The sequence below is a fragment of the Variovorax sp. 10N432 genome (genome assembly GCF_056394465.1).
This window is the reverse complement of the sequence record NZ_JBFTHX010000009.1, coordinates 165856-192823: the sequence shown is the minus strand read 5'-3', so window position 1 is coordinate 192823 and position 26968 is coordinate 165856. Positions and strand designations below refer to the sequence as shown.

26 protein-coding genes, 1 pseudogene and 2 riboswitches are annotated in these 26968 nt (G+C 69.0%); of the genes and pseudogenes, 13 read left to right on the top strand and 14 right to left on the bottom strand.

Features of this window, described 5'->3' with window-relative positions:
- The first annotated feature begins 80 nt into the window (after positions 1–80).
- Positions 81–968, top strand: a complete 888-nt coding sequence (locus AC1DF3_RS13620) for a DUF3014 domain-containing protein (RefSeq protein ID WP_286524603.1) — start codon at positions 81–83, stop codon at positions 966–968.
- 4 nt (positions 969–972) lie between these two features.
- On the opposite strand, the gene AC1DF3_RS13615 is transcribed toward AC1DF3_RS13620, so the two are convergent.
- From AC1DF3_RS13615 to AC1DF3_RS13565, 11 genes are all read right to left on the bottom strand, one after another.
- Positions 973–2250 carry an RNA polymerase sigma factor gene (locus AC1DF3_RS13615; protein ID WP_286532538.1) on the bottom strand — a complete coding sequence of 426 codons (1278 nt, stop codon included), beginning with the start codon at positions 2248–2250 and terminating at the stop codon, positions 973–975.
- Positions 2251–2261: 11 nt separating this feature from the next.
- A complete protein-coding gene (locus AC1DF3_RS13610; protein ID WP_286524597.1) occupies positions 2262–2693 on the bottom strand; it encodes a YciI family protein in 432 nt (143 codons plus the stop codon).
- Between the two features lie 22 nt (positions 2694–2715).
- Complete coding sequence (locus tag AC1DF3_RS13605; protein ID WP_301815050.1) at positions 2716–3138, bottom strand: YciI family protein; 423 nt, start codon at positions 3136–3138, stop codon at positions 2716–2718.
- Between the two features lie 116 nt (positions 3139–3254).
- A complete protein-coding gene (gene gcvP, locus AC1DF3_RS13600; protein WP_478139887.1) occupies positions 3255–6164 on the bottom strand; it encodes an aminomethyl-transferring glycine dehydrogenase in 2910 nt (969 codons plus the stop codon).
- Between the two features lie 27 nt (positions 6165–6191).
- Positions 6192–6569 (bottom strand): glycine cleavage system protein GcvH, encoded by a 378-nt coding sequence (gene gcvH / locus AC1DF3_RS13595; protein WP_286524594.1) that lies wholly within the window; start codon positions 6567–6569, stop codon positions 6192–6194.
- Between the two features lie 63 nt (positions 6570–6632).
- The gene (gcvT, locus tag AC1DF3_RS13590; RefSeq protein WP_478139886.1) at positions 6633–7793 is read right to left on the bottom strand and encodes a glycine cleavage system aminomethyltransferase GcvT; all 1161 of its coding nucleotides are present in this window, start codon (positions 7791–7793) and stop codon (positions 6633–6635) included.
- A 49-nt stretch (positions 7794–7842) separates the two neighbouring features.
- Positions 7843–7958: riboswitch (glycine riboswitch) on the bottom strand.
- Between the two features lie 10 nt (positions 7959–7968).
- Positions 7969–8071, bottom strand: a riboswitch (glycine riboswitch).
- Between the two features lie 30 nt (positions 8072–8101).
- The gene (locus AC1DF3_RS13585) at positions 8102–8611 is read right to left on the bottom strand and encodes a hypothetical protein (RefSeq protein ID WP_301815055.1); all 510 of its coding nucleotides are present in this window, start codon (positions 8609–8611) and stop codon (positions 8102–8104) included.
- A gap of 82 nt (positions 8612–8693) precedes the next feature.
- Positions 8694–9971 carry a TRAP transporter large permease gene (locus AC1DF3_RS13580; RefSeq protein WP_478139885.1) on the bottom strand — a complete coding sequence of 426 codons (1278 nt, stop codon included), beginning with the start codon at positions 9969–9971 and terminating at the stop codon, positions 8694–8696.
- Positions 9968–10462 carry a TRAP transporter small permease gene (locus tag AC1DF3_RS13575; RefSeq protein WP_478139884.1) on the bottom strand — a complete coding sequence of 165 codons (495 nt, stop codon included), beginning with the start codon at positions 10460–10462 and terminating at the stop codon, positions 9968–9970. The genes AC1DF3_RS13580 and AC1DF3_RS13575 overlap by 4 nt, the downstream gene beginning before the upstream one ends.
- A gap of 90 nt (positions 10463–10552) precedes the next feature.
- Positions 10553–11524, bottom strand: coding sequence for a TRAP transporter substrate-binding protein (locus AC1DF3_RS13570; RefSeq protein WP_286532552.1), 972 nt, complete (start codon positions 11522–11524; stop codon positions 10553–10555).
- Positions 11525–11633: 109 nt separating this feature from the next.
- Positions 11634–13175 (bottom strand): ABC transporter permease/substrate-binding protein, encoded by a 1542-nt coding sequence (locus AC1DF3_RS13565; protein ID WP_478139883.1) that lies wholly within the window; start codon positions 13173–13175, stop codon positions 11634–11636.
- Positions 13176–13297: 122 nt separating this feature from the next.
- Here AC1DF3_RS13565 and AC1DF3_RS13560 point away from each other — a divergent pair, with 122 nt between their 5' ends.
- The gene (locus AC1DF3_RS13560; RefSeq protein WP_478139882.1) at positions 13298–14092 is read left to right on the top strand and encodes an alpha/beta fold hydrolase; all 795 of its coding nucleotides are present in this window, start codon (positions 13298–13300) and stop codon (positions 14090–14092) included.
- Positions 14093–14107: 15 nt separating this feature from the next.
- Positions 14108–15202, top strand: a complete 1095-nt coding sequence (locus AC1DF3_RS13555) for an ROK family protein (protein WP_478139881.1) — start codon at positions 14108–14110, stop codon at positions 15200–15202.
- Here the strand turns inward: AC1DF3_RS13555 and AC1DF3_RS13550 are convergent.
- From AC1DF3_RS13550 to AC1DF3_RS13540, 3 genes are read right to left on the bottom strand one after another with little or no spacing between them, the layout of a single operon-like run.
- A complete protein-coding gene (locus AC1DF3_RS13550) occupies positions 15180–16562 on the bottom strand; it encodes a phospholipase D-like domain-containing protein (protein ID WP_286532560.1) in 1383 nt (460 codons plus the stop codon). The two genes, AC1DF3_RS13555 and AC1DF3_RS13550, sit on opposite strands and share 23 nt — an antisense overlap.
- Complete coding sequence (locus AC1DF3_RS13545; protein ID WP_286532562.1) at positions 16559–17227, bottom strand: glutathione S-transferase family protein; 669 nt, start codon at positions 17225–17227, stop codon at positions 16559–16561. Before AC1DF3_RS13545 ends, AC1DF3_RS13550 begins: the two co-directional genes overlap by 4 nt.
- 57 nt (positions 17228–17284) lie before the next feature.
- Complete coding sequence (locus AC1DF3_RS13540; RefSeq protein ID WP_286532564.1) at positions 17285–18403, bottom strand: 5-methyltetrahydropteroyltriglutamate--homocysteine S-methyltransferase; 1119 nt, start codon at positions 18401–18403, stop codon at positions 17285–17287.
- 146 nt (positions 18404–18549) lie between these two features.
- Here AC1DF3_RS13540 and AC1DF3_RS13535 point away from each other — a divergent pair, with 146 nt between their 5' ends.
- From AC1DF3_RS13535 to AC1DF3_RS13490, 10 genes and pseudogenes are all read left to right on the top strand, one after another.
- Positions 18550–19653 (top strand): aromatic ring-hydroxylating dioxygenase subunit alpha, encoded by a 1104-nt coding sequence (locus AC1DF3_RS13535; RefSeq protein WP_286532567.1) that lies wholly within the window; start codon positions 18550–18552, stop codon positions 19651–19653.
- Entirely contained in the window at positions 19650–20408 is a 759-nt protein-coding gene (locus AC1DF3_RS13530) for a GntR family transcriptional regulator (protein ID WP_286532569.1), read from the top strand. Before AC1DF3_RS13535 ends, AC1DF3_RS13530 begins: the two co-directional genes overlap by 4 nt.
- Positions 20409–20739: 331 nt before the next feature.
- Positions 20740–21750, top strand: a complete 1011-nt coding sequence (locus AC1DF3_RS13525; protein WP_286532571.1) for a PDR/VanB family oxidoreductase — start codon at positions 20740–20742, stop codon at positions 21748–21750.
- A gap of 158 nt (positions 21751–21908) precedes the next feature.
- A complete protein-coding gene (locus AC1DF3_RS13520; RefSeq protein WP_286532573.1) occupies positions 21909–23084 on the top strand; it encodes an ABC transporter substrate-binding protein in 1176 nt (391 codons plus the stop codon).
- Positions 23085–23111: 27 nt separating this feature from the next.
- Entirely contained in the window at positions 23112–23984 is an 873-nt protein-coding gene (locus AC1DF3_RS13515; RefSeq protein WP_286532576.1) for a branched-chain amino acid ABC transporter permease, read from the top strand.
- On the top strand, positions 23984–24955 hold the full coding sequence (locus tag AC1DF3_RS13510; RefSeq protein WP_286532578.1) for a branched-chain amino acid ABC transporter permease: 972 nt from the start codon (positions 23984–23986) through the stop codon (positions 24953–24955). Before AC1DF3_RS13515 ends, AC1DF3_RS13510 begins: the two co-directional genes overlap by 1 nt.
- Positions 24952–25710, top strand: a complete 759-nt coding sequence (locus tag AC1DF3_RS13505) for an ABC transporter ATP-binding protein (protein WP_478139880.1) — start codon at positions 24952–24954, stop codon at positions 25708–25710. The genes AC1DF3_RS13510 and AC1DF3_RS13505 overlap by 4 nt, the downstream gene beginning before the upstream one ends.
- Entirely contained in the window at positions 25703–26407 is a 705-nt protein-coding gene (locus AC1DF3_RS13500; protein WP_286532582.1) for an ABC transporter ATP-binding protein, read from the top strand. The genes AC1DF3_RS13505 and AC1DF3_RS13500 overlap by 8 nt, the downstream gene beginning before the upstream one ends.
- A gap of 51 nt (positions 26408–26458) precedes the next feature.
- Positions 26459–26860, top strand: coding sequence for an SRPBCC family protein (locus AC1DF3_RS13495; RefSeq protein WP_286532584.1), 402 nt, complete (start codon positions 26459–26461; stop codon positions 26858–26860).
- Positions 26861–26872: 12 nt separating this feature from the next.
- A pseudogene (locus AC1DF3_RS13490) lies at positions 26873–26968 on the top strand (DUF6429 family protein); the annotation flags it as partial.

The window sequence follows — 26968 nt, the reverse complement described above, 5'->3', positions numbered from 1 at the left end:
CAGGGCGTTACGGCACGAGGCGCCGGCGTGGTTTCCAATGGACCGCATGCAACGCCCGTGATTCAAAGGAGGATTCGACCATGCCCGAAAGGGACCCAGCAGATTTCAGGCCAGCGCGCGAGTCCTCGGTCTGGACCTTGGTCGTCGTCGTGGTGGTGATTCTCGCCGCTGCCTTCGGCTGGTGGCGATGGTCCCTGCAGAAGGAGCCGCCGCCGGCGCCACCTGCCGCCAGCGCACCGCCCCCGCCCGACCGGCCCGCCGACGCGCCAGCCCCGGCCCCGGTCGCGACCGGCCCGCAGAACCTGGTCGATGCCCTGGCCCAGCCCGATGCGGCACTGCCGGCCCTGAACGACGCCGACGGCCGCGTCGCTGCGGCGCTCAACGAGCTGCTGGGGAAGAAGGCGGTGGCCTCCTTCCTCGACACCAGCGGCTTCGTGCGCCACTTCGTCGCCACCGTCGACAACCTGCCGCGCGCACAGGCCTCGTCGCGCATGTGGCCGACCCAGCGCGCGCCCAAGGCCTTCGAGGTCCAGGGCAACGGCGAGGTCAAGACCATCGGGATCGACAACGCCAGCCGCTACACGCCATTCGTGCTGTTCGCCGAATCGGTCGACAGCGCCCGGGCGGCGGCGCTCTATGCCCGGCTCTATCCGCTGTTCCAGCAGGCCTACGAAGAGCTGGGTTACCCGAACCGATATTTCAACGACCGCCTCGTCGCCGTGATCGACCACCTGCTGCAGGCCCCGGAACCCCAGGGCCCGGTGCAGGTGAAGCTGACCGAAGTGAAGGGCGAGATGGCGGGCGGGCAGCCCTGGGTCAGCTACGAATTCGTCGATCCGAAGCTCGAATCGCTCTCGGCCGGCCAGAAGATGCTGGTGCGCATGGGTCCAGTCAACGAGCGCCGCATGAAGGCCAAGCTCAAGGAACTGCGGGCCCAGGTCGCGACCGGGGCGGTGGCGAAGAAGTAGCGCGTCAGCCGTCCGCGGCGCTCCGCGCGCGCGCCAGCAGCAGCTTGCGCTCGCGCGCGTTGCGCGTGAGTTCAGCGGCCCGCTTGAATTCCTCGCAGGCCTCGGCATGCCGTCCCAGCCTGGCCAGCAGGTCGCCGCGCACGCTCGGCAGCAGGTGGTAGCCCTGCAGCTGCGGCGCCGATCGCAGCGCGTCGACGTGCTCGAGCCCGACCGCCGGGCCGAAGGCCATCGACAGCGCGACCGCCCGGTTCAGTTCGACGATCGGCGACGGCGCGAGCTGGGCCAATGCCTCGTAGAGCGCCGCGATGCGAGGCCAATCGGTCTGCGCTGCCTCCTGCGCGCGAGCGTGGCAGGCGGCGATGGCGGCCTGCAGGGCGTAGGGGCCGAGCGCGCCGCCGAGCTGCTCCGCCCGTGCCAGCGCCGCCAGTCCGCGACCGATCAGCAGCCGATCCCAGCGGGCGCGGTTCTGCGCCAGCAGCAGCACCGGTTCGCCATCGGCATCGACCCGCGCGGCGGCCCGCGAGGCCTGGATCTCCATCAGCGCGACCAGGCCATGCACCTCCGGCGCGTCGGGCATCAGTTCGGCCAGGATGCGCCCCAGGCGCAAGGCTTCGTCGCACAGCGCGGGCCGCATCCAGTCCTCGCCGGCGGTGGCTGCGTAGCCTTCGTTGAACACCAGGTAGATGACTTCGAGCACCGAGGACAGGCGGGCGCCGAGCTCTGGCCCGCGCGGCGCCTCGAAGGGCACGCGGGCGGCGGCCAGCGTCCGCTTGGCGCGCACGATGCGCTGTGCGATCGTGGATTCGGGCACCAGGAAGGAGCGCGCGATCTCGTCGGTGGTGAGCCCGCCCAGCAGGCGCAGGGTCAGGGCGACCCGGGCTTCCGGCGACAGCACCGGATGGCAGGCCGTGAACACCAGCCGCAGCAGGTCGTCGCCGACCTGGTCGTCGAGGGCGGCGTCGACCGCGTCGGCGAAGTCCGCGGCGGCGATGGCGTGCCTGGCATCGATCTCGCGGGCGATCTCGCCTTCCTTGTGGGCGTGCAGCGTGCGCTTGCGCAGGAGGTCGATCGCGCGGTGCTTGGCGGCCGCCGTCAGCCAGGCGGCGGGATTCTCGGGGATGCCTTCGCGCGGCCATTGCTCGAGGGCCGCGAGCAGCGCGTCCTGCGCCAGTTCCTCGGCCAGGCCGACGTCGCGCACCCGGCGCGCCAGCGCGCCGATGATGCGGGCCGACTCGATGCGCCAGACGGCGTTGATCGTGCGGTGCGTCTCGGTCGCGTCCATGCGCCGTCGTCTCAATCGCGGGCCGCGGCGCGTTCGCGCAGATGCGCTTCCTGCTCGCGGATCTCGGGCGCGAACTCGGCACCGAAGTCTTCCGCCTCGTAGACCTGGCGCAGCTCCAGCGCGACCTTGCCGTGGCCGTCGATCGGCGGCCAGCGCTTGACCCATTCGAGCGCCTCCTCGCGTGATCCGACCTGGATCAGGGTGAAGCCGGCAACCAGTTCCTTGGTCTCGGCGAAGGGCCCGTCGACCACCGTCGGCTTGCCGCCTGCGAACTGGATGCGGGCGCCGCCGCTGGCACTGGGCTTGAGGCCCATGCCGTCGAGCATCACGCCGGCATCGATCATCGCCTTGTTGTAGGCCATCATGTCGCTGACCAGTTGTGCGGTCGGCATGGCGCCGGCCTCGGTCTCGGCGTCGGCCTTGCGGATGATCATGAACTTCATGGTCGTGCCTCCATCGGTGCGTTCAAGGCCGCTTCGAGCGGGCCGCGTCGAACACCCGCTTTTCCTGCTCGCGCAGCTCGGGCGTGAGCGCGGCGCCGAAATCGTCCATCTCGAACACCTGGCGCAGCTCGAGTTCGACGCCATCGTCGAAGGGAGCGCGGCGCAGCCATTCGAGTGCTTCCTCTTTCGATCGCACCTGCCAGAGCCAGAAGCCGGCGATCAGCTCCTTGGTCTCGCTGAAGGGGCCGTCGATGACGGTGCGCTCCTTGCCGGAGAAGCGCATGCGCGCGCCCTTCGAGCTCGGGTGCAGGCCTTCGCCGGCGAGCAGCACGCCGGCCTTGACCAGCGCCTCGTTGTAGTTGCCCATGTCGGTCAGCAGCTGCTGGCTCGGCATCACGCCGGCTTCGGATTCCTTGCTGGCCTTGACGATCACCATGAATCGCATGTCCTTGCTCCTTCGGTTGCGAGGCCGGCGGGCTGCCGGGCTCTCCAGGACGTCGAAGCAGCGGAGGCGAAATCGACAGCCCGCAGGCCGTCGATTGAAAAAATATGTATCTCGCCTCAGCCGTTGGCGTAGGCGTCCACCGGCACGCAGCTGCAGAACAGGTTGCGATCGCCGTGGACGTTGTCGACCCGCCCGATCGGCGGCCAGTACTTGGTCTGCCGGAGGCTGGCCAGCGGGAAGGCGCCGAGCTCGCGCGAGTAGGGGCGCGTCCATTCGCTGCCGAGCAGGCTGGCCGCGGTGTGCGGGGCGTTGCGCAGCGGGTTGTCCTCCTTCGGCCAGATGCCTTCCTCGATGCGGCGGATCTCGCCCCGGATCGCGATCATGGCGTCGATGAAGCGGTCGAGCTCGGCCAGCGGTTCGCTTTCGGTCGGCTCGACCATCAGCGTGCCGGGCACCGGGAAGCTCAAGGTCGGCGCATGGAAGCCGTAGTCGATCAGCCGCTTGGCGACATCCTCGGCGCTGACGCCGCTGGCGTCCTTGAGCGGACGCAGGTCGAGGATGCACTCGTGCGCCACGTGGCCATTGGGGCTCGCGTAGAGGGTCGGGAAGTGGTCCTTGAGCCGGGCGCTGATGTAGTTGGCGCTCAGGATCGCGGTCTCGGTCGCGGCCTGCAGGCCCTTGGCGCCCATCATGCGGCAATACATCCAGCTGATCGGCAGCACCGCGGCATTGCCCAGCGGCGCCGCCGACACCGCGCCGACCGCGCCGTTGGACGCCAGTCCGCCGGTCGCATGGCCCGGCAGGTAGGGCACCAGGTCCTCGACCACGCAGACCGGGCCGACACCCGGCCCGCCGCCGCCGTGCGGGATGCAGAAGGTCTTGTGCAGGTTCAGGTGGCTCACGTCGCCGCCGAACTCGCCCGGCGCCGCCACGCCGACCAGCGCATTCATGTTGGCGCCGTCGACATAGACCCGGCCGCCGTGCGCGTGCACGATCTCGCAGAGCTCCTTGACGCGGGTCTCGAAGACGCCGTGGGTGCTGGGGTAGGTGATCATCACGGCGGCCAGCGTGTCGCGATGCTGCTCGCAGGCGCGCGCCAGGTCGTCGATGTCGACATTGCCTTCGGCGTCGCAGCCGGTCACCACCACCTTCATGCCCACCATGTGGGCGCTGGCCGGATTGGTGCCGTGGGCGGAAGACGGGATCAGGCAGACGTTGCGGTGCGCTTCGCCCCGGGCCTCGTGGAAGGCCTTGATCGCGAGCAGGCCCGCGTACTCGCCCTGCGATCCGGCGTTGGGCTGCAGGCTGATGCCCGCATAGCCGGTCGCCTCGCAGAGCCAGGCGCGCAGCTGGGCATCGAGCTGCGCATAGCCCAGCAGCTGGTCGGCCGGCGCGAACGGATGGATGTTCGCGAACTCGGGCCAGGTGATCGGGATCATCTCGCTGGTCGCGTTGAGCTTCATGGTGCAGCTGCCGAGCGGGATCATGCTGCGGTCGAGCGCCAGGTCCTTGTCGCTCAGGCTGCGGATGTAGCGCAGCATCGCGGTCTCGCTCTTGTGGGTGTTGAACACCGGATGCGCCAGGAAGCCGCTGGTGCGGCGCAGGCCCTCGGGAATGCGGATGCTCACCGTGGCGGCGATGGCGTCGAAGTCGGGTCCGCGCGTGCCTTCGGTCGCGAACAGGCCCCACAGCATCTCGACGTCGGCGCGCGTGGTGGTCTCGTCGAGCGACAGGCCCAGATGCTGCTGCAGGCGACAGCGCAGGTTGACGCCCGCCGCCTCGGCGCGTTCGTGGATGGCTTGGGTGTCCTCGCCGGTGCGGATGGTGAGCGAATCGAAGGCGGTGTCGTTGACCAGTTCGCGGCCCATCTGCTCCAGGCCCTGTGCGAGCACCGCCGTCAGCAGGCTCACCCGCTGCGCGATGCGGCGCAGCCCTTCGGGTCCGTGGTAGACCGCGTACATGCTGGCGACCACCGCCGGCAGCACCTGCGCGGTGCAGATGTTCGAGGTTGCCTTCTCGCGCCGGATGTGCTGCTCGCGCGTCTGCAGCGCGAGCCGATAGGCCGGCTGGCCGTGGGCGTCGACGCTGACGCCGACCAGCCGGCCGGGCAGCGAGCGCTTGAACTCGTCGCGGCAGGCCAGGTAGGCCGCATGCGGGCCGCCGTTGCACATCGGCATGCCGAAGCGCTGCGTGGTGCCGCAGACGATGTCGGCGTCCCACTCGCCGGGCGGCGCCAGCAGGGTCAGGGCCAGCAGGTCGGCGGCGACGCAGAAGGCCGCCTGGCACTGGTGGGCGTGGCCTGCCAGCGGACGCAGATCGTGCACGTGGCCGGTGGTGGAAGGGTATTGCGCCAGGGCGCCGAAGAAGCCGCCGCTGGCCATCAGCAGCGGCAGCGGCTCGGTGGCGGTGCTGACCTTGACCACGATGCCGAGCGGCGCTGCCCGGGTGCGCAGCACCTCGATGGTCTGAGGATGGCAGTCGCCCGAGACCAGGAACACGTTGCTCTTGCTCTTGACGCTGCGCCGCGCCAGCGTCATCGCCTCGGCCGCGGCGGTGGCCTCGTCGAGCATCGAGGCGTTGGCGATCGCCATGCCCGTCAGGTCGCAGACCATGGTCTGGAAATTGACCAGCGCCTCCATGCGGCCCTGCGAGATCTCGGCCTGGTAGGGCGTATAGGCGGTGTACCAGGCGGGGTTCTCGAGTACGTTGCGCAGGATCACGCCCGGCGTGTGGGTGCCGTAGTAGCCCTGGCCGATGAAGCTCTTCGCCACCTTGTTCTTCGCCGCGATCGCCTTGAGTTCGGCCAGCGCGTCGGCCTCGGTGATCGGCGCCGGCAGCCGCATCGGCCGGCTGCGGCGGATCGCCGGGGGCACGATGCCGTCGATCAGTTCGGCGCGCGTGGTCGAACCGATGGCCGCGAGCATCGCCGGCTCGTCTTCGGCCTCGATGCCGATGTGGCGGGCGATGAATTCTTCGGCGTTCTGCAGTTCGCGCAGCGAGGGATGGGAAGGCACGGGCGTCGGCATGGAGGGCTCGGGTGGTGGGCGTGGGAATCAGTTGTCGGCGGAGAACTTCTCGTAGGCGGTTTCATCGAGCAGCGGCTCGAGCTGGGCCGGCTCGCTCACCCGCACCTTGAAGAACCAGCCTCCGTCCATCGGCGCACTGTTGGCCAGCGAGGGATCGGCGCGCAGGTCTTCGTTGACTTCGATGATTTCGCCGGAGACCGGCATGAAGACGTCGGCCGCGGCCTTGACCGATTCGACGACACCCGCGACCTCGCCCTGGGCAAATTTCTTGCCGACTTCGGGCAGGTCGACGAAGACCACGTCGCCGAGCGCGTCCTGTGCATGCACCGTGATGCCGACGGTGACCAGTGCCGCGTCGGCTTCCTGCCGCACCCACTCGTGGTCCTTGGTGTATTTGATGGTCATGGGGAAAACTCCTTGGAAAAAAGGCTGGCTTGGAGAAATTGGGGAAATTGGAGAAGAGGGGCGTCAGCCGCGGTAGTACCGGGCCGGCACGAAGGGCAGCGTGCTGACTTCCATCGGCACCGGCTTGCCCCGCACCATGGCCTGCAGCCGGGTGCCCGGTTCGGCATAGGCCAGCGCGACGTAGCCCATGGCGACCGGCCGGTCGACGCTGGGGCCCAGCAGGCCGCTGGTGACCTGGCCGATGGGCAGGCCCTCGAAGGATTCCAGCACCGTGCCCTCGCGCACCGGCACGCGCTCCAGCGCGACCAGGCCGACGCGCTGGCGCTTCAGCGTCTCGTGGTCGAGGTGGCCGGCGGTGCCGCTGGCGGCCGTGAGTTGGGCCAGCACCCTGGCCGCGCCCGGAAAACCGCCTTCGCGTGCGCCGCCGCTGCGCCGGACCTTCTGGATCGCCCAGTTCAGCGCCGCTTCGACCGGCGTCGTGCTTTCGTCGATGTCGTTGCCGTAGAGGCAGAGGCCGGCCTCGAGCCGCAGCGAATTGCGGGCCCCCAGGCCGATCGGCTGGACCTCGGGCTGGGCCAGCAGCAGCCGGGCCAGTGCCTCGGCGTCCTTGGCCGCGACCGAAATCTCGAAACCATCTTCGCCGGTGTAGCCGCTGCGCGTGGCGAAGGCCTCGATGCCGCCGATGCGGACCGGGCCGCCGGTCATGAAGACGAAGCGCTCGATGCCCGGCGACAGCCGCGCCAGCACGGCCGCGGCCTGCGGACCCTGGAGCGCGAGCAGCGCGTGGTCGGGCATCGGCTGGACCTGGCAGCGCTGCCCGATCCGGGCCTTGATATGGGCGATGTCGGCCGCCTTGCAGGCGCCGTTGACGATCACGAACAGCGAGTCGTTGCCTTCGTTGAAGAACATCAGGTCGTCGAGGATGCCGCCCTGGTCGTTCAGCAGCAGGCCGTAGCGCTGCTTGCCCGGCGCCAGGCCGATCACGTCGACCGGCATCAGGCTCTCGAAGGCGGCGGCCGCATCGGGCCCCACCAGGCGCAGCTGGCCCATGTGGGAGATGTCGAACAGGCCGGCGGCTGCGCGGGTGTGCTTGTGCTCGGCCATCAGGCCGGCGGGGTATTGCACCGGCATGGTGTAGCCCGCAAAGGGCACCATGCGGGCGCCGAGCTCCAGGTGCAGGCCGTGGAGCGGGGTCTTCAGCAGTACGTCGGATGCGGCGGCCAAGGGCGGTTCTCCAAAGGGGCAGTGCTTGTTCCATGACGAGAAGCCATGGGCCACCCCTGCTGTCCGCTTTACCTGAGAGATTCGCCCCACGATCGGGGTTTGCTCCTTCGGTGGGCGGCACGGCACGCCTGGCGCGCCGAACCACCTCTCTCCAGCAAGGAAACGCCCGGATCCGGGCGTCTTGTCAGTCCTTTTGCCTGAGCGTTCGGGCCCTTGTTTGGGGGGACCTGCGCCTTCGGCGGCCCCACCGCGGCGGGACGCTCTCCTGACCGGGGAAGTGTAAGGGAATCGGGAGCCGGCCGGCGACTTCAGTGCACCGGCGATGCCGGAAGCAGTTTCTCGATGCGCTCGCGGATCGCCTCGGCGCGCGCGGCGCCCGCCGCCTGCTCGATCTCGCCGAGCATCGCGCGGGCGGTGACCAGCATCGAATCGCGGTCGCGCGCCTCGCGCAGCGCTTCGCGGAAGCGCTCGGCCAGCACCGGGTCGCGGCGCACGAACATGCGCTCGCAGAGGTCGAACAGGAACATGCGGGTGGTGGCCAGCGAGGGCTTGCCGTCGAAGATGTCGGCCGCGACCGGTGCCGCTTCGATCACTTCGACCGGTTCGACCGCTTCGACCTGGCGCCCCTGCAGGAAGCCCTCCTGCAGCAGGTGGCGCGCCACCCGGCCGGCTTCCTCGCGGCCGCCGAACAGGGCGCCGAAATCGGTCAGCGAGCGCTGGCCGTCGGCCATCAGCAGCAGGGCGCGCTCGCGCTGCCCCAGCGTGCGGCGGCCGGGCTGGAGTTCGTGGCGCGCCTTGTCGGTCTTGGTGAGGAACATGGGATGCTGCGGCGTTGCGGTGGGCAAGCGCCGCAGCATGGGCCCTGCGCGTGACGGCTTCGTGAAACCGCCCGCGCCGGCGCTACTTGGCGTAGACCAGGTCGCGCAATCCGAGCGAGATGCCGGGCACGTACGTGACCACCATCAGGCAGGCCAGGATCACCAGCACGAAGGGGATCAGGTAGGGAACGATCCGGTCCAGCGAGATGCGCGCCACCGTGCAGGCCGCGAACAGGTTGACGCCGAAGGGCGGGGTGATCATGCCCAGTGCCAGGTTGACCACCATCACCAGCCCGAAGTGCACCGGATCGATGCCGAAGTGCTGCGCCACCGGCGCCAGGATCGGCGCCAGCACGATGATCGCCGCGCTGGTCTCGATGAACATGCCGATCACGAACAGCGCCGCATTGACGCCGAGCAGGAACATCGCCGGCGACTGCAGCACCTCCTGCAGCCAGCGGCCGATCGCGTCGGGCACGCCGGCACGCGTGATCAGGAAGGCGAACAGGCCGGCGTTGGCGATGATGAACATGATCACCGACGAGGACACCACCGACTTGCGCAGCACCGCATAGAGCTCGGCCGGCCGGATCTCGCGATAGATCAGCGTGCCGACGATCAGCGCGTAGAGCACCGCCACCGCCGACGCCTCGGTGGGCGTGAAGATGCCGCCGTAGATGCCGCCGAGGATGATCACCGGCATCAGCAAGGCCCAGCCCGCACGCCAGGTGGCGGTGCCGACGCTGAGCCGGCCTTCGCCGTCGTTCTTGCCCAGCCCCTTGAACTTGCAATAGACATAGACGAAGGCCATCAGCGCCAGGCTGATCAGGATGCCCGGGCCGAAACCGGCGATGAACAGCTCGCCGATCGAGACCTCGGCGCTGACGCCGTACAGGATCATCGGGATCGAGGGCGGGATGATCACGCCCAGCTCGGCGCTGGTGGCCTGCAGCGCGGCCGCGTAGCCGACCGGGTAGCCGTGCTTGATAAGCGCCGGGATCAGGATCGCGCCGATGGCGAAGGTGGTCGCCACCGAGGAGCCCGACACCGCGGCGAAGATCATGCAGGTCAGCACGCAGGTCATCGGCAGGCCGCCCTGCACCCCACCCACGAGGCTCTTGGCGAAGTCGACGAGCCGGCGCGAGATGCCGCCGGTTTCCATCAGGTTGCCGGCCAGGATGAAGAAGGGGATGGCGGCGAGCGGAAACTTGTTGATCGCGTTGAACATCTCCTTGACGGAGATCAGCATGTTCGCGTTGGAGGCCTGGATGCCGAGGATCGAAGCCAGGCCGATCGAGACGGCGACGGAGATGGTGAGTGCGAAGCACACCACCATCGTGATGATCATGACGGGCGTCATTGGGCGGTTTCCAGTTCGTTGCGCTTCGGGTCGATCAGGTTGGCGACGATGCCGATCACGCAGAACAGGCCGCCCACGGGGAGCGCCACGTAGGCCCAGAACATCGAGATCGATTCGAGGCCGGCCATCGACTGCACGCTGCCGCGCTGCGCGTAGTCCCAGCCCCACCAGATGATGACTGCGATCAGGCTCAGCGCGGCCAGGCACACGACCCAGTCGAGCACCCGGCGGACCTTCGGCGGGCTCCAGCGGTAGAGCACGTCGACGCTGACCATCGCACCCTGGCGAAAGGCCGTCGGGATGCCCATGAAGACCATCCAGATCAGGCTGATGCGGATCAGGATCTCGGACCATTCGGCCGGTTGTTCGAGCACGAAGCGGGTGATGATCTGGAACACGCCGAGCGATGAGGCGACCACCAGCATGAAGCAGGCGATCGCCATCGCCAGGCCGGTGGTCCAGCGGTCGAGTGCGAGGAAAGCGGATTTCATAGGGGAATCAGGGAATCGAACGAAAAAGCGCCCGCCAGTGAGACTGAGCGGGCGCGCGCTGCCGCGACCACGTCGCGGCCGCGGATGGCATCACTTGACGTCGCGGATCTTGTCGAGGTTGGCCTTGCCGAACTGCTTCTCGAAGTCGGCGTTGACCGGCGCCAGCGCGGCGACGAACTTGGCCTTGTCGACGTTGTCGATCACGGTCATGCCCTTGGCGCGCAGGTCGGCCACGCCCTTGGCGTCGTCCTCGTCGACACGGGCCCGGTTGGCCTTGATGGCTTCCTTGGCGGCGTCCAGGAAGGCCTGCTTGTCGGCGGCGCTCAGCTTGTCGAAGGCGGCCTTGTTCATCACGAAGATGCAGGGCGAGTAGACGTGGCCGGTCAAGGTGAGGTGCTTCTGCACCTGGTCGAACTTGGCCGAGATGATGACCGGCAGCGGGTTCTCCTGGCCATCGACCGTGCCTTGCTGGAGCGCGGTGAAGACCTCGGGGAAGGCCATCGGCGTGGTGATGATGCCGAAGCCCTTGTAGGCCGCGATGTGCACCGGGTTCTCCATGGTGCGCATCTTCAGGCCCTTCAGGTCTTCGGGCGCCTTGACGTCGCGCTTGCTGTTGGTCATGTGGCGGAAGCCGTTCTCGCCCCAGCCCAGCGCCTTGAAGCCCTTGGCGTCGAACTTGCCCAGCATCTCCTGGCCGATCGGACCGTCGAGCACGGCGCGCGCATGCGCCTTGTCGCGGAACAGGAAGGGGACGTCGAGGATCTTGGTCTCGGGCACGAAGTTGGGCACCGGGCCGGTCGACGAGAAGGCGAGTTCCTGGGTGCCCAGCTGCACCGCCTCGATCGATTCGCGTTCGCCGCCGAGCGAGCCGTTGTAGAAGGTCTCGACCTTGTAGCGGCCGTTGGTGCGCGCGGCGACTTCCTTTGCGAAGGTGTCGATGGCGACGCCCTGGTGCGAGTTCTGCGAGGTCGAGATGCTGATCTTCATCGTCGTCTGCGCAAGGGCCGCGCTCGCGATGCCAAAGCCGAGGATCAGGCCTGCGGCCAGTTGGCTCAATTTCATGGGGAAGTCTCCTGAGTGGGAAGGTGTGCGGGCTCGCCCGCGAAGCAACCCTCGACTATGCGGCAAATACCGGACTCGCCACGTCGGGACTTTCACGGACATCACATGTTCAGGGCGCCCGCGCCGCGCGGCGGCGCCGCATGAAATGTTCGAGCGCCTCGAACAAGGCCTCGCTCAGAAGCGCCAGCGCAGCGGCGGGCACCGCGCCCGCGACCAGCAGTTCGCGGTCGTTCAGCGCGAGACCGGTCACGATGCGTTCGCCGAAGCCGCCGGCACCGATGAAGGCGGCGATGGTGGCGGTGCCGATCGCGATGGTGGTCGCGGTGCGCACGCCGGCCAGCAAGGTCGGCATGGCCAGCGGCAGCAGCACCGCGCGCAGGTTCTGGCCGCCGGTCATGCCGAGCGCGGTGCCGGCGTCGCGCAGGCCGGTGGGCACCTCGGCCAGGCCGGTCACGGTGTTGCGCATGATCGGCAGCAGCGAATAGAGCGTCAGCGCGATCAGCGCCGGCAAGGTGCCGATCGCGCCGAGCAGAGAGATCAGCACGGCCAGCAGCGCCAGCGAGGGAATGGTCTGCAGCAGCCCGGTCAGGCCCAGGACCAGCGCGCGCAATCGCAGGTGGCCGAACACCGCGACCCCGACCGGCACCGCGATCAGGATCGCGACACCGACCGAGATCGCGACCAGCATCAGGTGCTGGCGCGCGAGCCGGCCGAGGTCGGGCCCGAACAGCTTGGCCATGAAGCCGCGGGCGCCTTCGCCGCTTCTCGGCGCAGCCCCCGCACCCGGTTGCGCCGCGGCCAGGAAATCGCGTGCGATGACGTCGAAGGCCACGCCCTGCAGCTCGGCGCGCGCGTTCATCGCGATCATGGCGTGCTCGTCGATCCGGCCCTCCAGCTGTTGCAGCGCCGCCCAGGCCGCCGGCAGCCGCGCCGGCAGGTCGAGGCGGTACAGCAGCACGGCGTCGTAGCGGGGAAAGTAGTGCCGGTCGTCCTCGAGCACGCGCAGGCCGAGGTGGTCGATCTTGGCGTCGGTGGTGTAGATGTCGATGACGTCGATCTGCTTGGCGGCGATCGCTTCATAGGCGAGGCCGTGGTCGAGTCCGGTCGGCGCCTGAGTGAAGCCATAGCGGGCCGCCAGGCCCTGCCAGCCGTCCGCGCGGCCGATGAATTCGTTCGAAAGGCCGAAGCGCAGTTCGCGCCGGCCGGCCAGGTCGCTCAGGGTGCGGATGCCGAGCCGCTCGGCGTCGGCGGCCCGCATCGCGAGCGCATAGCCGTCGTTGAAACCGAGCGGCACCGCCGCGCCGAGCCCGAGCGGGCGCAGCGCGGCGTTCATGGCCTCGCGCGACATCGAGGCCTGGCCCTTGAGGATCTCGAGCGCGATGGTGCCGGTGTATTCGGCGTAGACATCGATGCCGCCGGATCTCAGCGCCTCGTAGACGATCGCCGTGTTGCCCAGCCCTTGCCGCACCACCGGGGCGACGGCGGTATGCGGCGCCGCGGTCTGCGCCAGCACCTCGGCCAGGATGTAGGACTCGGTGAAGCGTTTGGAGCCTGCGCGCAGCGGTTGCTCCTGGGCGGCCGCGGCCAGGGCGGTGCCGAGCAGGAAGATGAAAGCCAGGGCGGCGAGCCCGGTGCGGCGCAGCAGTTGCATCGCGGCCAGTGTATCGGCGCCGGCACCCGCGCGCCGCCCTGGTGTCGACGGTTGGGGTCCTTCTCCTACAGCCGATGGTGCGCGCCTCTGATTCGAGCACGCGCATTCGGCCAGAATAGTGAGTGGTGCTCATCAACTATGTCCGTCGCGGCCAGGGAAAGCCTTTGTTGCTCGTGCACGGGCTGGGCAGCAACTGGCGGACCTGGCAGACCATCCTCGACCCCCTGGCCGCCGAGCGCGCGGTGGTGGCGATCGACCTGCCCGGCTTCGGCAAGAGCCCGCCGCTTGAAGGCGAGGTCACGTTGCGCAAGCTGGCGAGTGCGGTGGCCCGCTTCCTGGACGAACACGATCTGTGCGGTGCCGACGCGGTCGGCAGCTCGATGGGTGCGCGCCTGGTGCTCGAGCTGGCGCGCCGCGGCCAGGTGCTCGGCACCGTCGTGTCGCTGGGACCGGGCGGCTTCTGGGCCGGCCGTGAGCACCTGGCCTATCAAATCTCGGTCTGCCTGTCGATGCGGCTGGCGCGCGGCTTCGAATCCGCCATGCCCGCCCTGGTCGGCCATGCGTGGGCGCGCACCCTGCTGCTGGCGCGGTTCTCGGCGCAGCGCCACCGGCTGTCGCCGGCGCTGGTGCTGGAGGAGATGCACGGCTACGCCGCGGCGAAATCCTTCCAGCTCATGYTGCACGATTTCGTTCGCGGATCGCCGCCGCTGGAAGGCGCGGCCCTCGGCACGCTCGCCAAGCCCGTCGTGATCGGCTGGGGCCGGCTCGACAAGGTGTGCCTCCCGCGACAGGCGGCGCGCGCGCAGGCGCAGTTCCCCGACGCCCGGCTGCACTGGTTCGAGCGCTGCGGCCACTATCCGCACTGGGACCAGCCCGAAGAAACCACCCGCCTGATCCTCGACACCACCGCTGATTGAAATGCACCTGCCGCAATGAAGAAACACCACCCGCACGACCACCCGCACGGCGCCCGCGAACTCCCTTCGGTCATGGTCGACGGCTACAGCCTGCAGCTGCGCGGCAAGGATGGCTTCATCGGCGACCAGGCCAGCCAGACCGCGTTCAGGCAGCTGCTGGAGCGCTGGCGCCAGCGTCGCCGCCGCAAGGGCAATGATCCGCTGGGCGGCATGCATTCGAAGGATCTCAGCAAGCGTGAACTCGACGAGGCACTGGGAGAGACGAAGACCTCCGAGGCCGCCGACATGCTGCACGGCGCGATCGAGGAATTCGCGGAAGAACTGGCCTGGGTGATCGATCGCTTCATGCGCCAGCCTTCGTGGAAAGGCGTGCAGCGGATCGTGATCGGCGGCGGCTTTCCGGGCAGCGACGTCGGCGAGCGCGCGGTGCTGCAGGCGGCGGCGATCCTGCAGCACATGAAGGTTTCGGTCGAACTGGCGCGGATCTGCCACGAGCCCGACGACGGCGGCCTGCTGGGCTGGGTTCACCTTTTGCCGCCGCCGATGCGGAAGGGGCACGATGCCATCGTCGCGCTCGACATCGGCGGCACCAACGTGCGCTGCGGCATCGTCAAGCTGCGAAAGAAGCGGGCGCCGGACCTGTCGAAGGCCAAGGTGGTGCGGCGCGAGAAATGGCGGCATGCGGACGACGGTCCGAGCCGCAAGGTGCTGATCGACCGGCTGGCGGAGATGGTCGAGTCGCAGATCCGCTACAGCAAGAAGCAGGGGATCCGGCTGGCGCCTTTCATCGGCATCGCCTGTCCGGGATTGATCCGCAAGGACGGCTCGATCTCGCGCGGCGCACAGAACCTGCCGGGCGATTGGGAGAGCGACAACTTCCACCTGCCGAGCGAACTCGTCAAGCGGCTGCCGCAGATCGCCGGCGAGCCGACCGTGGCGCTGATGCACAACGACGCCGTGGTGCAGGGCCTGAGCGAATTGCCGTTCATGCAGGACGTGAAGCACTGGGCGGTGCTGACCATCGGCACCGGGCTGGGCAATGCCAGCTACACCAACAAGACCGGGTCTGGCAAGAAAGGCAAGAAGGCTAAAGCTGGAAAGCGATCGTGAGCAGCAGGCCTTCGGCAACGTCGCGGACGAGGCCCGGCCTGCGCGCCCGGTAGGTCTCGCCGGCCGAGGCCGTGGTCTCGATCCATTGCGCCAGCCAGTCGACCTCGGCACGGCCGTAGAACACCACCGCCGCCTCGTGGTTGAGCAGCAGGCTGCGCAGGTCGAGGTTGATCGAACCGCACAATGCCAGGTCCTCGTCCATGACCACCGCCTTGGCATGCGCCATGAAGGGCAGCATCTTGAACATCACGCCGGCGCGGGCCAGGTCGCGCATGGTGCGGGCGCGCACGAAGTCGGCGAGGCGGTGGTTCGACCGGGCCGGGATCGCGATCGTGACCTGTACGCCGCGCCGGGCGGCGAGCCGCAGCGCATCGCGCAGCCCGTCGCCGGGGACGAAGTAGGGCGTCACCGCGAGCAGCCGGTGCTCGGCGCGGAAACAGGCATCGATCAGCAGCGCCTGCGCCGTGTCCTCGGTCTGGTCGGGGCCGCTGGGCAGGAACTGCGCCGGGCCGCCGTGGTCCTGCGGGCCCGCATCGGCCGCGATGGGGCGCGACTGGCGTCCGCGCACCGATGTCCAGTCGTGGTCGAACTGGCGCGCCGCCGCGGCCGCCGCGTCGCCGCGCAGGTCGAAGGACAGGTCGCGCCAGGCCACTGGATGGGCGTCGTTGCCGGTGAAGTATTCGCCCGCCAGGTTGCGGCCGCCGGACCAGAGCCAGTGGTCGTCGGCGATCGTGAGCTTGCGATGGTTGCGGAGGTTGCGCGGGCCGCTGCGCCGCAGGCTGAAGATCGGCCGGAACACCGCGACCTCGGCGCCGGCATCGCGCAGCGAATCGAAATGCGTGCGCGGCAGCGAAAGGGCGCCGAAGCCGTCGAGCAGCACCCGCACCTTGACCCCGCCGCGGGCCCGGCGCGACAGGCGGTTGATCACCTCGTGGCCGAGCGCGTCGTCGCCGATGATGAAGGTCGAGACGTCGAGCGAATGCCGGGCGCTTTCGATCACCTCGAACAGCGCGTCGCGCGCGCCCGCGCCGTCGGAATGCAGCCGCGTGTCGCAGCGGCTCGGCGCCGCGAGGCCGAAGCTCTCGACCAGCTCGGCGGCCCAATGTCCCGCCGGCGCCGAGCGCGGCGGCCGGGGAAGGCCCACCGGCCGGAGCTTGCGCTGGCCGAACACCAGGTACATCGGCAGGATCACATAGGGCAGCAGCGCCAGGCCCATGACCCAGGCGATGGCGGTGGTGGGCGCGCGCTGCTCGCGTCGCGCCCGGGTCGTCAGCACGTAGACCAGCAGGGCGAAGGTGACGACCAGCAGATGCTGCGACGGCGAGGGCAGCCAGTCGAGCAGGTCGTCGATCTGGTTCACGGGCGGGCCAGCGCCTGCAGGTGCGGTGGCACCGGACGGCCCTCGGAAGCCAGGAACCGCATCATCGCGCCGACCACCTCGCGCACCGGCGGCCGCGCGCCCACGCGTTCGCGCCAGGCCAGCAGGCGCGGCGTGGCCTGCGTCATCGGCGCGCCCTTGCGCTCGGCGAACACCTGCGCCATGTAGAAGGCGATGTCGACGAAGGAGTAGCCGCCCGCAAGGTACTCGCGCGCGGCGAGCAGCGGCTCGAGCCTGGCGTAGAAGGCGGCGCAGCCGGCGCAGGCCGCGACCGCGGCCGGGCTCTGCATGTCGTCCTGCAGCCCGAACAGCTTGATCACGTGCGGGAAGAACACCTCGTCGGATTCGAGCTCGAGCCGGCGCGCGTGGGCTCGGGCCGCCACGTCGCCGGGCCAGAGGGCGGGCTCGGGGAAGCGGTCTTCGAGGTACTCGAAGATCTGGGTCGAGTCGAACAGTTCGACCTCGCCGTCGATCAGCACCGGCACCTGCCGTTTCGGATTGACCCGCAGCACCTCCGGGTGCCTGGGCTCGTAGCGGTCGTCGCGGTCGAAGGGCACCATGATGCACTCGAAGGCGAGGCCCTTTTCGAGCGCCGCGATCTGCACCTTGGCGCCGAACATGCTGAGGGGGCCGGAATAGAGCTTCATGGCCCCCGAGCCTACTTCACACCGGCCCGGAGTCCAACCGGGCGGCGTTGCGGCGGGCTACGCGCCCCAGACTTCCTGGGCGGTCTCGACCACCAGCCGCAGCTTGGCGCGCTGCGCCTCGACCGCGATGTTGTTGCCGTGCACCGTGCTGGAGAAGCCGCACTGCGGCGACAGCGCGAGCTGGTCGAGCGACACGTACTTGGCGGCGGCCTCGATGCGGGCCTTGAGTTCGTCCTTGTCTTCCATCTCGCCGAACTTGGTGGTCACCAGGCCCAGCACCACGGTCTTGCCCTTGGGCAGGAAGCGCAGCGGCCGGAAGTCGCCCGAGCGGGCGTCGTCGTATTCGAGGAAGTAGGCGTCGAGGTCCATCTCCTTCAGCAGCGCCTCGGCCACCGGCTCGTAGTTGCCGGCCGCCGCGTGCGTGCTCTTGAAGTTGCCGCGGCACAGGTGCATCGCCAGGATCATGCCCTCGGGCTTCTGCGCCACCACCTTGTTGATGAAGGCGGCGTAGCGGTGCGGCAGCTCGTTCGGGTCGTCGCCGCGCTGGCGCGCCGCTTCGCGCATCTTCTCGTCGCAGAGGTAGGCGAGGTTGGTGTCGTCCATCTGCACGTAGGTGCAGCCGGCGGCCGCGAGCGAGCGCAGCTCGTCGCCATAGGCCTTGGCGACGTCGTCGTAGAACACCGGGTCGAGTTCGGGGTACGCCTCCCGGCTGATGCCGGCGCGCCCGCCGCGGAAGTGCAGCATGGTGGGCGAGGGGATGGTCACCTTGGGCGTGTTGCCCGCCGACACCTGGCTCTTGAGGTACTCGAAGTCGGCCAGCTGGATGTTCTTGGCGTGGCGCACCTTGTCGATCACGCGCATCACCGGGGGCGCGAGTTCCTCGGTGCCGTCCGGCTTGCGGATGGTGACCGGGATGTCGGTCTTGACGCCGCCGAGCTGCTCGAGGAAGTCGATGTGGAAGTAGGTGCGGCGGAATTCGCCGTCGGTGATGCTCTTCAGGCCGATGTCTTCCTGGAACTTGACGATCTCGGTGATCGCCTTGTCTTCGACCTTGCGCAGTTGCTCGGGCGTGATCTCGCCCTTGGCTTTCTGCTCGCGGGCTTCGAGCAGGTATTTCGGGCGAAGGAAGCTGCCGACGTGGTCGTAGCGGGCAGGCAGGGAAGCGTGCTGGGACATGGGATGGCTCCGTCGTAACTGGAAAAGAACGGTCGATCGTATCCGCACAGGGAATCCCTGCAATGGATACCGAAAGATCGGTATTTACCCTGGATTTGGCTGAAAACGATGGACTTTAGCGCATCACTGTATACATTGCGTATCCCATGAAAGCCGAAACCCGCCCCTTTCCGCTCGACGCCTGGTACGCCGCCGCCTATGACGTCGAGGTCGCGCATGCGCTGCTGCCGCGCACGATCTGCAACCAGAAGCTGGTGCTCTACCGCCGCACCGACGGGCAGGTCGCGGTGCTCGAAGACGCCTGCTGGCATCGGTTGATGCCGCTGTCGCTCGGGCGGCTCGAGGGCGACGAGGTGGTCTGCGGCTACCACGGCCTGGTCTACAACAGCCAGGGGCGCTGCACCTTCATGCCGAGCCAGGAGACGCTCAATCCCTCGGCCTGCGTGCGGGCCTATCCGGTGGTCGAGAAGCACCGCTTCGTCTGGGTCTGGCCCGGCGACCCGGCCAAGGCCGATCCGGCGCTGGTGCCCGACATGCACTGGAACGACGACCCCGAATGGGCCGGCGACGGCAAGATGATCCGGGTGGCGTGCGACTACCGTCTGGTGGTCGACAACCTCATGGACCTGACCCACGAGACCTTCGTCCACGGCTCGTCGATCGGCAACCGCGCGGTCGCCGAGGCGCCCTTCGTCGCCACCCACGGCGACCGCTCGGCGACGGTGACGCGCTGGATGGAGGGCATCGAGGCGCCGCCGTTCTGGGCCGGCCAGATCCACCACGCACGCGGCTACCGGGGCCCGGTCGACCGCTGGCAGATCATTCGCTTCGAGGGCCCGTGCACGGTCAACATCGACGTCGGCGTGGCCGAGGCGGGCAGCGGAGCGGTGCCGCGCGACGGGCGGCCCGGCGACCGCAGCAAGGGCGTCAACGGCTACGTGCTCAACACCATCACGCCCGAGACCGACAAGAGCTGCCTCTACTTCTGGGCCTTCGCGCGCAACTACTGCATCGGCGAGCAGCGCCTCACGCACCAGTTGCGCGAGGGCGTGGCCGGCATCTTCCGCGAGGACGAGCTGGTGCTCGAGGCCCAGCAGCGGGCGATCGACGATCGGCCGGACTACACCTTCTACAACCTCAACATCGACGCCGGCGCGATGTGGGCGCGGCGCCTGATCGACCAGATGGTGGCGCGCGAGAAGCCGCGCGCGCCGACGATCCCGATCCAGCCGGCGGGGATTTCTGCATGAGCGCTATCGCGACCCCCGAGCCCGTCGAGGCCGGCGGTTCCCACGCGGTCAAGGCCCAGCTGCGCCTGCGCGAGATGATCCTGGCCGGCGAGCTGGCCGGCGGCGCCCGCATCGCCGAGGTGGCGGTGTCGGAGCTGCTGGGCGTCTCGCGCACCCCGGTGCGCAGCGCGCTGATGCGGCTCGAACAGGAAGGGCTGCTCGAAAGCCTGCCCAACGGCGGCTATGCCGTGCGGACCTTCTCGGAGCGTGACGTGGCCGACGCCATCGAGCTGCGCGGCACCCTCGAAGGCCTGTCGGCGCGGCTGGCGGCCGAGCGCGGCGCGCCGCCGGTGGTGCTGCGCGAGGCCAGGGCCTGCCTGCGGCGCATCGACGAGCTGCTGCGCCAGCCGGCGCTCGACGATGCCGCCTTCTCGCGCTACGTCGCCTTCAACGAGGAGTTCCACCGGCTGCTCTCGGAGATGTCGGGCAGCGCGCTGATCGCCAAGCAGATGGAGCGCGTCATCAACCTGCCGTTCGCCTCGCCTTCGGGCTTTGTGGTGGTGCAGGCCAATTCGCCCGCCGCCCGCGACATGCTGCTGATCGCGCAGGACCAGCACGGCCAGGTGCTCGACGCGATCGAGAACCGCGAAGGTTCGCGTGCCGAGGCGCTGATGCGCGAGCACAGCCGGATCGCCCAGCGCAACTTGCGGGAGGCCTTGCACGGTGTCCAGAACCATCCGCTGCCGGGCGTGCAGCTGATACGCCGCAGAGCATGAAGTCATTCGCGATGAAACTGCGCTTGGAGGGGCGGGGGCGGGCTCACGCCGACGGCGTACTCTGCTCCGCGAATGTCCCCCGCCCTTCGGGCTCCTCCTTTATTTCGCTGCGCAGAGCACGCCATCGGCGTGAGCCATCACGGCCGTTGTTCATCGGCTGGAACGACCTCCTGCTACCCGTGCCGAGGGCACCGGGTGGCCCCCGCAGCGAAGTAAAGGAGGAGCCGAAGGCGGGGGACATGAGCGGAGGGGGCCACCCGGTGCCCTCGGCACGCGCCCCCCGAGTTCCGCCCCCCAAGCCCGCAGGCGCATACCGCCATGGACCCCGAAGATGAAAAGCGATATCCACTGGATGCCGGCGCGCATCAGCGCCATCAAGGACCTCAGCCCCACCGTGCGCGAATTCGTGATCACGCCCGAGTCGGGCGAGGTCGCCGGGCACGAGCCCGGTGCCCACCTGCAGGTCCAAGTACTGGTCGGCGCGCCCGGCGCGGGACGCATGCAGAACCGTTCCTACTCGGTGGTCGGCGCGCCCGACGGCCGCAGCTGGCGGATCGCGGTCAAGCGCCTCGATGACGGCCGCGGCGGCTCGCTCGCGATGTGGCGGCTGGCCATCGGCGACCGGCTGCTGGTCAGCGAACCGCAGAGCCACTTCGGCCTCGACCTGACGGCGCCCGGCTACCTGCTGGTGGCGGGCGGGATCGGCATCACGCCGCTGGTCTACATGGCGCAGCGCCTGGCGGCGCTGGCCGAGCGCGGCGGGGTCCCGGTGCGCATGCTCTACGGCGCGCGCAACGAATCCGAGCTGGCCTACCTGCCGGAGCTGCGTGCGGCGCTGGCGCCGCACCCGAGCGCCAGCGTGCAGGCCCACACCGGCGCGGCGCCGATCGACTTCGCCGCCGAGATCGCCGCGCTGCCCGCCGGCGGCCAGCTCTACACCTGCGGACCGGTGCCGATGCTCGAGGCGGTCAAGCGGGCCTGGGCCGCCGCCGGCCGGCCGCAGGCCGACCTGCGCTTCGAGACCTTCGGCAGCAGCGGCCGGCTGCCGACCCAGGCCTTCGAGGTGCGGATTCCGCGCCACGGCCTCGCCATCACCGTGCCGGCCGGCAGCACGCTGCTCGAAGCGCTCGAGGGCGCCGGCGTCCAGACGCTCTGGGACTGCCGCCGCGGCGAGTGCGGCCTGTGCGCGATGGACGTGCTGGCGGTCGACGGCGAGATCGACCACCGCGACGTGTTCCTGAGCGAACACGAAAAAGCATCCGGGCGCCGCATCTGCGCCTGCGTCTCGCGCGCGGTCGGCACCATCACGCTCGACTCCGCCTGGCGACCCGACAATCCCTGAGACCCCGCATGCGTTGCGCGATGATCGCGCAGCCGTTTTACTGATCGCGCAGAATTCGCAGCCCGGGCTTGAAGCCTAGGTATTTGCCGGCGTCCGGGCCTGCTTGCATCTGGTCACAATATCCACCGTCACGCTTCCACTGAAATAGGAGAGTTCCCATGCTTCGTCGCCATCTCGTCCAGGCCGCCAGCCTGACCGCCATCGCGCTGGCCTTGCCGCTGGCCGCCCAGGCACAGGACAACACCTTCAAGATCGGGATGATCCTGCCGATGACCGGCCAGTCGGCCTCGACCGGCCGCCAGATCGAGGCCGCCGCCAAGCTCTACATGGCCCAGCATGGCGACACGGTCGCCGGCAAGAAGGTCCAGCTGATCGTCAAGGACGACACCGGCCTGCCCGACGTCACCAAGCGCATCGCCCAGGAGATGGTGGTGAACGACAAGGTCAACGTGCTGGCCGGCTTCGGCCTGACGCCGCTGGCGCTCGCCGTGGCGCCGATCGCGACCCAGTCCAAGACCCCCGAGATCGTCATGGCCGCGGCCACCTCGAGCATCACCCAGGCCTCGCCCTACATCGTGCGTTCCAGCTTCACGCTGCCGCAGGCCGCGGTCGCGATGGGCGACTGGGCACCCAAGAACGGCATCAAGTCGGTGGTCACGCTGGTGGCCGACTACGGTCCGGGCAACGACGCCGAGAAGTTCTTCGCCGAGCGCTTCGAGCTCAATGGCGGCAAGGTGATCGAGAAGCTGCGGGTGCCGCTGCGCAACCCCGACTTCGCCCCCTTCCTGCAGAAGGTGCGCGACGCCAAGCCCGATGCCCTGTTCGTCTTCGTGCCCTCGGGCGCCGGCGCGGCAGTGATGAAGCAGTTCCTGGAGCGCGGCATGGACAAGGCCGGCATCAAGATGATCGGCACCGGCGACGTGACCGACGACGACCAGCTCAACGACATGGGCGAAGGCGCGCTCGGCGTGGTCACCTCGCACCACTACTCGACGGCCCATCCCTCGGCGATGAACAAGAAGTTCGTGGCCGACTTCGAAGCCGCCAACAAGAACATGCGGCCGAACTTCATGGCCGTCGGCGGCTACGACGGCATGCGCATCATCTACGAGGCGCTCAAGACCACCAAGGGCCAGGGCGGCGGCGATGCGCTGCTGGCCGCGATGAAGGGCCAGGTCTTCGAGAGCCCGCGCGGCCCGGTGCTGATCGATGCCCAGACCCGCGACATCACGCAGGACATCTACCTGCGCAAGGTCGAGAAGAAGGACGGCCAGCTCTACAACATCGAGTTCGACGTCATCAAGTCCGTCAAGGACCCGGGCAAGTCCAAGTAAGCCAGACGAAGGATTCCGGACAGCCGCATGTTGACCATTCTCTTTGACGGCATTGCCTACGGCATGCTGCTGTTCGTGCTCGCGGTCGGCCTGGCCGTGACGCTGGGGCTGATGAACTTCATCAACCTCGCGCACGGCGCCTTCGCGATGGCCGGCGGCTATCTCACGGTGTTCGCGATGCAGAAGCTCGGGGTGCCGTTCCTGCTGTGCCTGCCGCTGGCCTTCCTGGTGGTCGGCGCAGCGGGGGCGCTGCTCGAGCGCACGCTCTACCGGCCGATGTACGGCAAGTCGCACCTCGACCAGGTGCTGTTCTCGATCGGGCTGGCCTTCATGGCGGTGGCGGCGGTCGACTACTTCGTCGGCTCCTCGCAGCAGAACATCCACCTGCCCGAGTGGCTGCGCGGGCGCACCGAACTCGGCGATGGCGCCTTGCTGCTGGGCATGGGCCACTACCGCATCTTCATCATCGCGGTCTGCACCTTGCTCACCGTGGTGCTGCAGCTGATCCTGTCCAAGACCCGCTTCGGCAGCCGGCTGCGCGCGGCGGTCGACGATCCGCGCGTGGCGGCCGGGCTGGGCATCAACGTCAACGTGGTGTTCCTGCTGACCTTCGCGGTGGGCTCGGGTCTGGCGGGGCTGGGCGGTGCGCTGGGCGCCGAGATCCTCGGGCTCGATCCGACCTTCCCGCTCAAGTACATGATCTATTTCCTCATCGTGGTCTCGGTCGGCGGCACCTCGTCGATCACCGGGCCGCTGCTGGCCGCGCTGCTGCTCGGCATCGCCGACGTGGCGGGCAAGTACTTCATCCCGAAGATGGGCGCCTTCACGGTCTACCTGCTGATGATCCTGATCCTGATGTGGCGACCACAGGGCCTGTTCACGCGCAAGGGGGGCAAGTGATGGACTTCCGCCAACCCTTGCTGGAGAAGGCGCGCTGGCGGCCGTGGGAATACGCGCTGTGGGTGGTGGCCTTCGCGCTGCCGCTGCTGGTGCCGTCGCATGCGCTGATGATCAATGAGATCGCCATCGTCGCGCTGTTCGCGATGTCGCTCGACCTGATCCTCGGCTACACCGGCATCGTGTCGCTGGGCCACGCGGCCTTCTTCGGCTTCGGCGCCTATACGGCGGCGTTGTTCGCCAAGCATGTGATGCCCGATCCGACGATCGGCTTGGTGGTGGCCATCGCGCTGTCGGCGGCGCTGGGCGCCGTGGCCAGCGTCACGATCCTGCGCGGCAGCGACCTGACGCGCCTGATGGTCACCCTGGGCACCGCGCTGCTGCTGCTCGAGCTGGCCAACAAGCTCGACTGGCTCACCGGCGGCGCCGACGGGCTGCAGGGCGTGGTGATGGGGCCGGTGCTGGGCGTCTTCGACTTCGACCTGTTCGGCCGCACCGCCGCCTGGTATTCGCTCTCGGTGCTGCTGCTGCTGTTCCTCTTGATGCGCCGGCTGGTGCATTCGCCTTTCGGCGCCACGCTCAAGGCGATCCGCGACAACCGGCTGCGGGCGATGGCGATCGGCATCCCCGTGGTGTCGCGGCTGGCCGTGATCTACACCGTGGCGGCGGCCGTGGCGGGCGGCGCGGGCGCGCTGCTGGCCCAGACCACCGGCTTCGCCTCGCTCGACGTGCTGGCCTTCGACCGTTCGGCCGACGTGGTGCTGATGCTGGTCATCGGCGGTGTCGGCTGGCTCTACGGCGGCATTGCCGGCGCGATCGTCTTCAAGCTGCTGCAGGACACGCTGTCGACCGTCACGCCGCAGTACTGGATGTTCTGGATCGGCCTGATCCTGGTGCTGCTGGTGCTGGTCGGGCGCGACCGGCTGCTCAAGCCCTGGACCTGGTTCGGCGCTCGCAAGGCGGTGAAGCCATGAGCGACATCGTGCTGTCCGCCACCGGCCTCGTGATGCGCTTTGGCGGCATCACGGCCACCAACAACGTCACGCTGAACCTGCGGCGCGGTGCCCGCCATGCCCTGATCGGCCCCAACGGCGCCGGCAAGACGACCTTGATCAACCTGCTGACCGGCGTGCTCACGCCCACCGAGGGCCGCATCGTGCTGGAGGGCGAGGACATCACGCGGCTGGCGCCGCACCGCCGGGTCGCGCGCGGCATGGTGCGCACCTTCCAGATCAACCAGCTGTTCGATTCGATGACGCCGCTGGAGACGCTGGCGCTGGTGGTCTCGCAGCACAGCGGCGTGGGCGCCCAGTGGTGGCGCCCGCTCGGGTCTTCGACGGCGGTGGCCGAACGGGCCTGGCAGCTGCTGGAGCAGTTCCGCCTGGCCGACGTCGCCGGGCAGCAGACCCGCCATCTGGCCTACGGCAAGCGGCGGCTGCTCGAGATCGCGATCGCGCTGGCTTGCGAGCCGCGCGTGCTGCTGCTCGACGAGCCGGTTGCAGGGGTGCCGGCCGGTGAACGCGAAGAGCTGCTCGAGACCGTGGCGGCGCTGCCGGCCGACGTCTCGGTGCTGCTGATCGAGCACGACATGGACCTGGTCTTCAGCTTCGCCGACCGCATGACCGTGCTGGTCAACGGCACGCTGCTGACCGAAGGCGATCCGGACACGATCGCCAACGACCCGAAGGTGAAAGAGGTCTACCTGGGCCATGGAGCCGCGCATGTCTGAACTGCTGCGCATCGAGAACCTGAGCGCCGGCTACGGCGAGGCCGTGGTGCTGCACGACGTCGGGCTCGCGCTCGGCGAGGGCCAGACGCTGGCGCTGCTGGGCCGCAACGGCACCGGCAAGACCACGCTGATCAACACGCTGGCGGGCGCGACGCGCCAGCACGGCGGCAGCATCACGCTAGGCGGCACGGCGCTGCACAAGCTGTCGCCGCACCTGCGGGCGGCGGCCGGCATCGGCTGGGTGCCGCAGGAACGCAACATCTTCAAGTCGCTGACGGTGCACGAGAACCTGACGGCGGTGGAGCGGCCGGGCCGCTGGAATCCGCAGCGGGTCTACGAGATGTTCCCGCGGCTGGCGGAGCGCAAGGGCAACCTGGGCACGCAGCTGTCGGGCGGCGAGCAGCAGATGCTGGCCGTCGGCCGCGCGCTGGTGCTGAACCCGACCTTGCTGCTGCTCGACGAGCCGCTCGAGGGGCTGGCGCCGATCATCGTCGAAGAGCTGCTGCGGGCGATCCGCCGCATCACCCGCGACGAAGGCCTGGCGGCGATCATCGTCGAGCAGCATCCGCAGGCGATCCTCGCGATCTCCGACGAGGCGGTGGTGCTCGACCACGGCACCGTGGTGCATGCGGACCACGCGGCCAGCCTGCGGGCACAGCCCGAGGTGCTGGAGCGGCTGCTGGGGGTTGGTCGATAGGGCGCATCGGCCTAAACTCACGGGCCCTTGTTGCCGGTGAAAGGGTCGAACATGGCATCGATTCGACAGGAAATCCAGGTCGCGGCCCCGGCCGAGAAGATCTGGGACGCGGTCCGCGACGTCGGCGAAATCCACCGCCGGCTGGTGCCGGGTTTCGTCACCGACTGCAAGCTCGACGGCGATGCCCGCATCGTCACCTTCGGCAACGGCGTGGTGGCGCGCGAAGTCATCGTCGACCTCGACGACGCGGCGCGCCGCGCCGTCTGGTCGGCCAGCGGCGGCCGCCTCACGCACCACAACGCCTCGCTGCAGGTGTTCGCCGAAGACGCGGGGCACAGCCGCCTGGTCTGGATCGCCGACCTGCTGCCGCACGAGATGAAGCCGGCGATCGCGGGCATGATCGCCGAGGGGCTGAAGGCGATGAAGAGGACCTTGGAGAACCCCGGCATCTGACAGGAGAAGATCATGGAACTCGATGTGCGCGCCATCGACGAAACCGTGCTGGCGCTCCTCTATCTGACCCTGCATGAACGGAATCGGGCCTGGAAAGGCCATGAATGG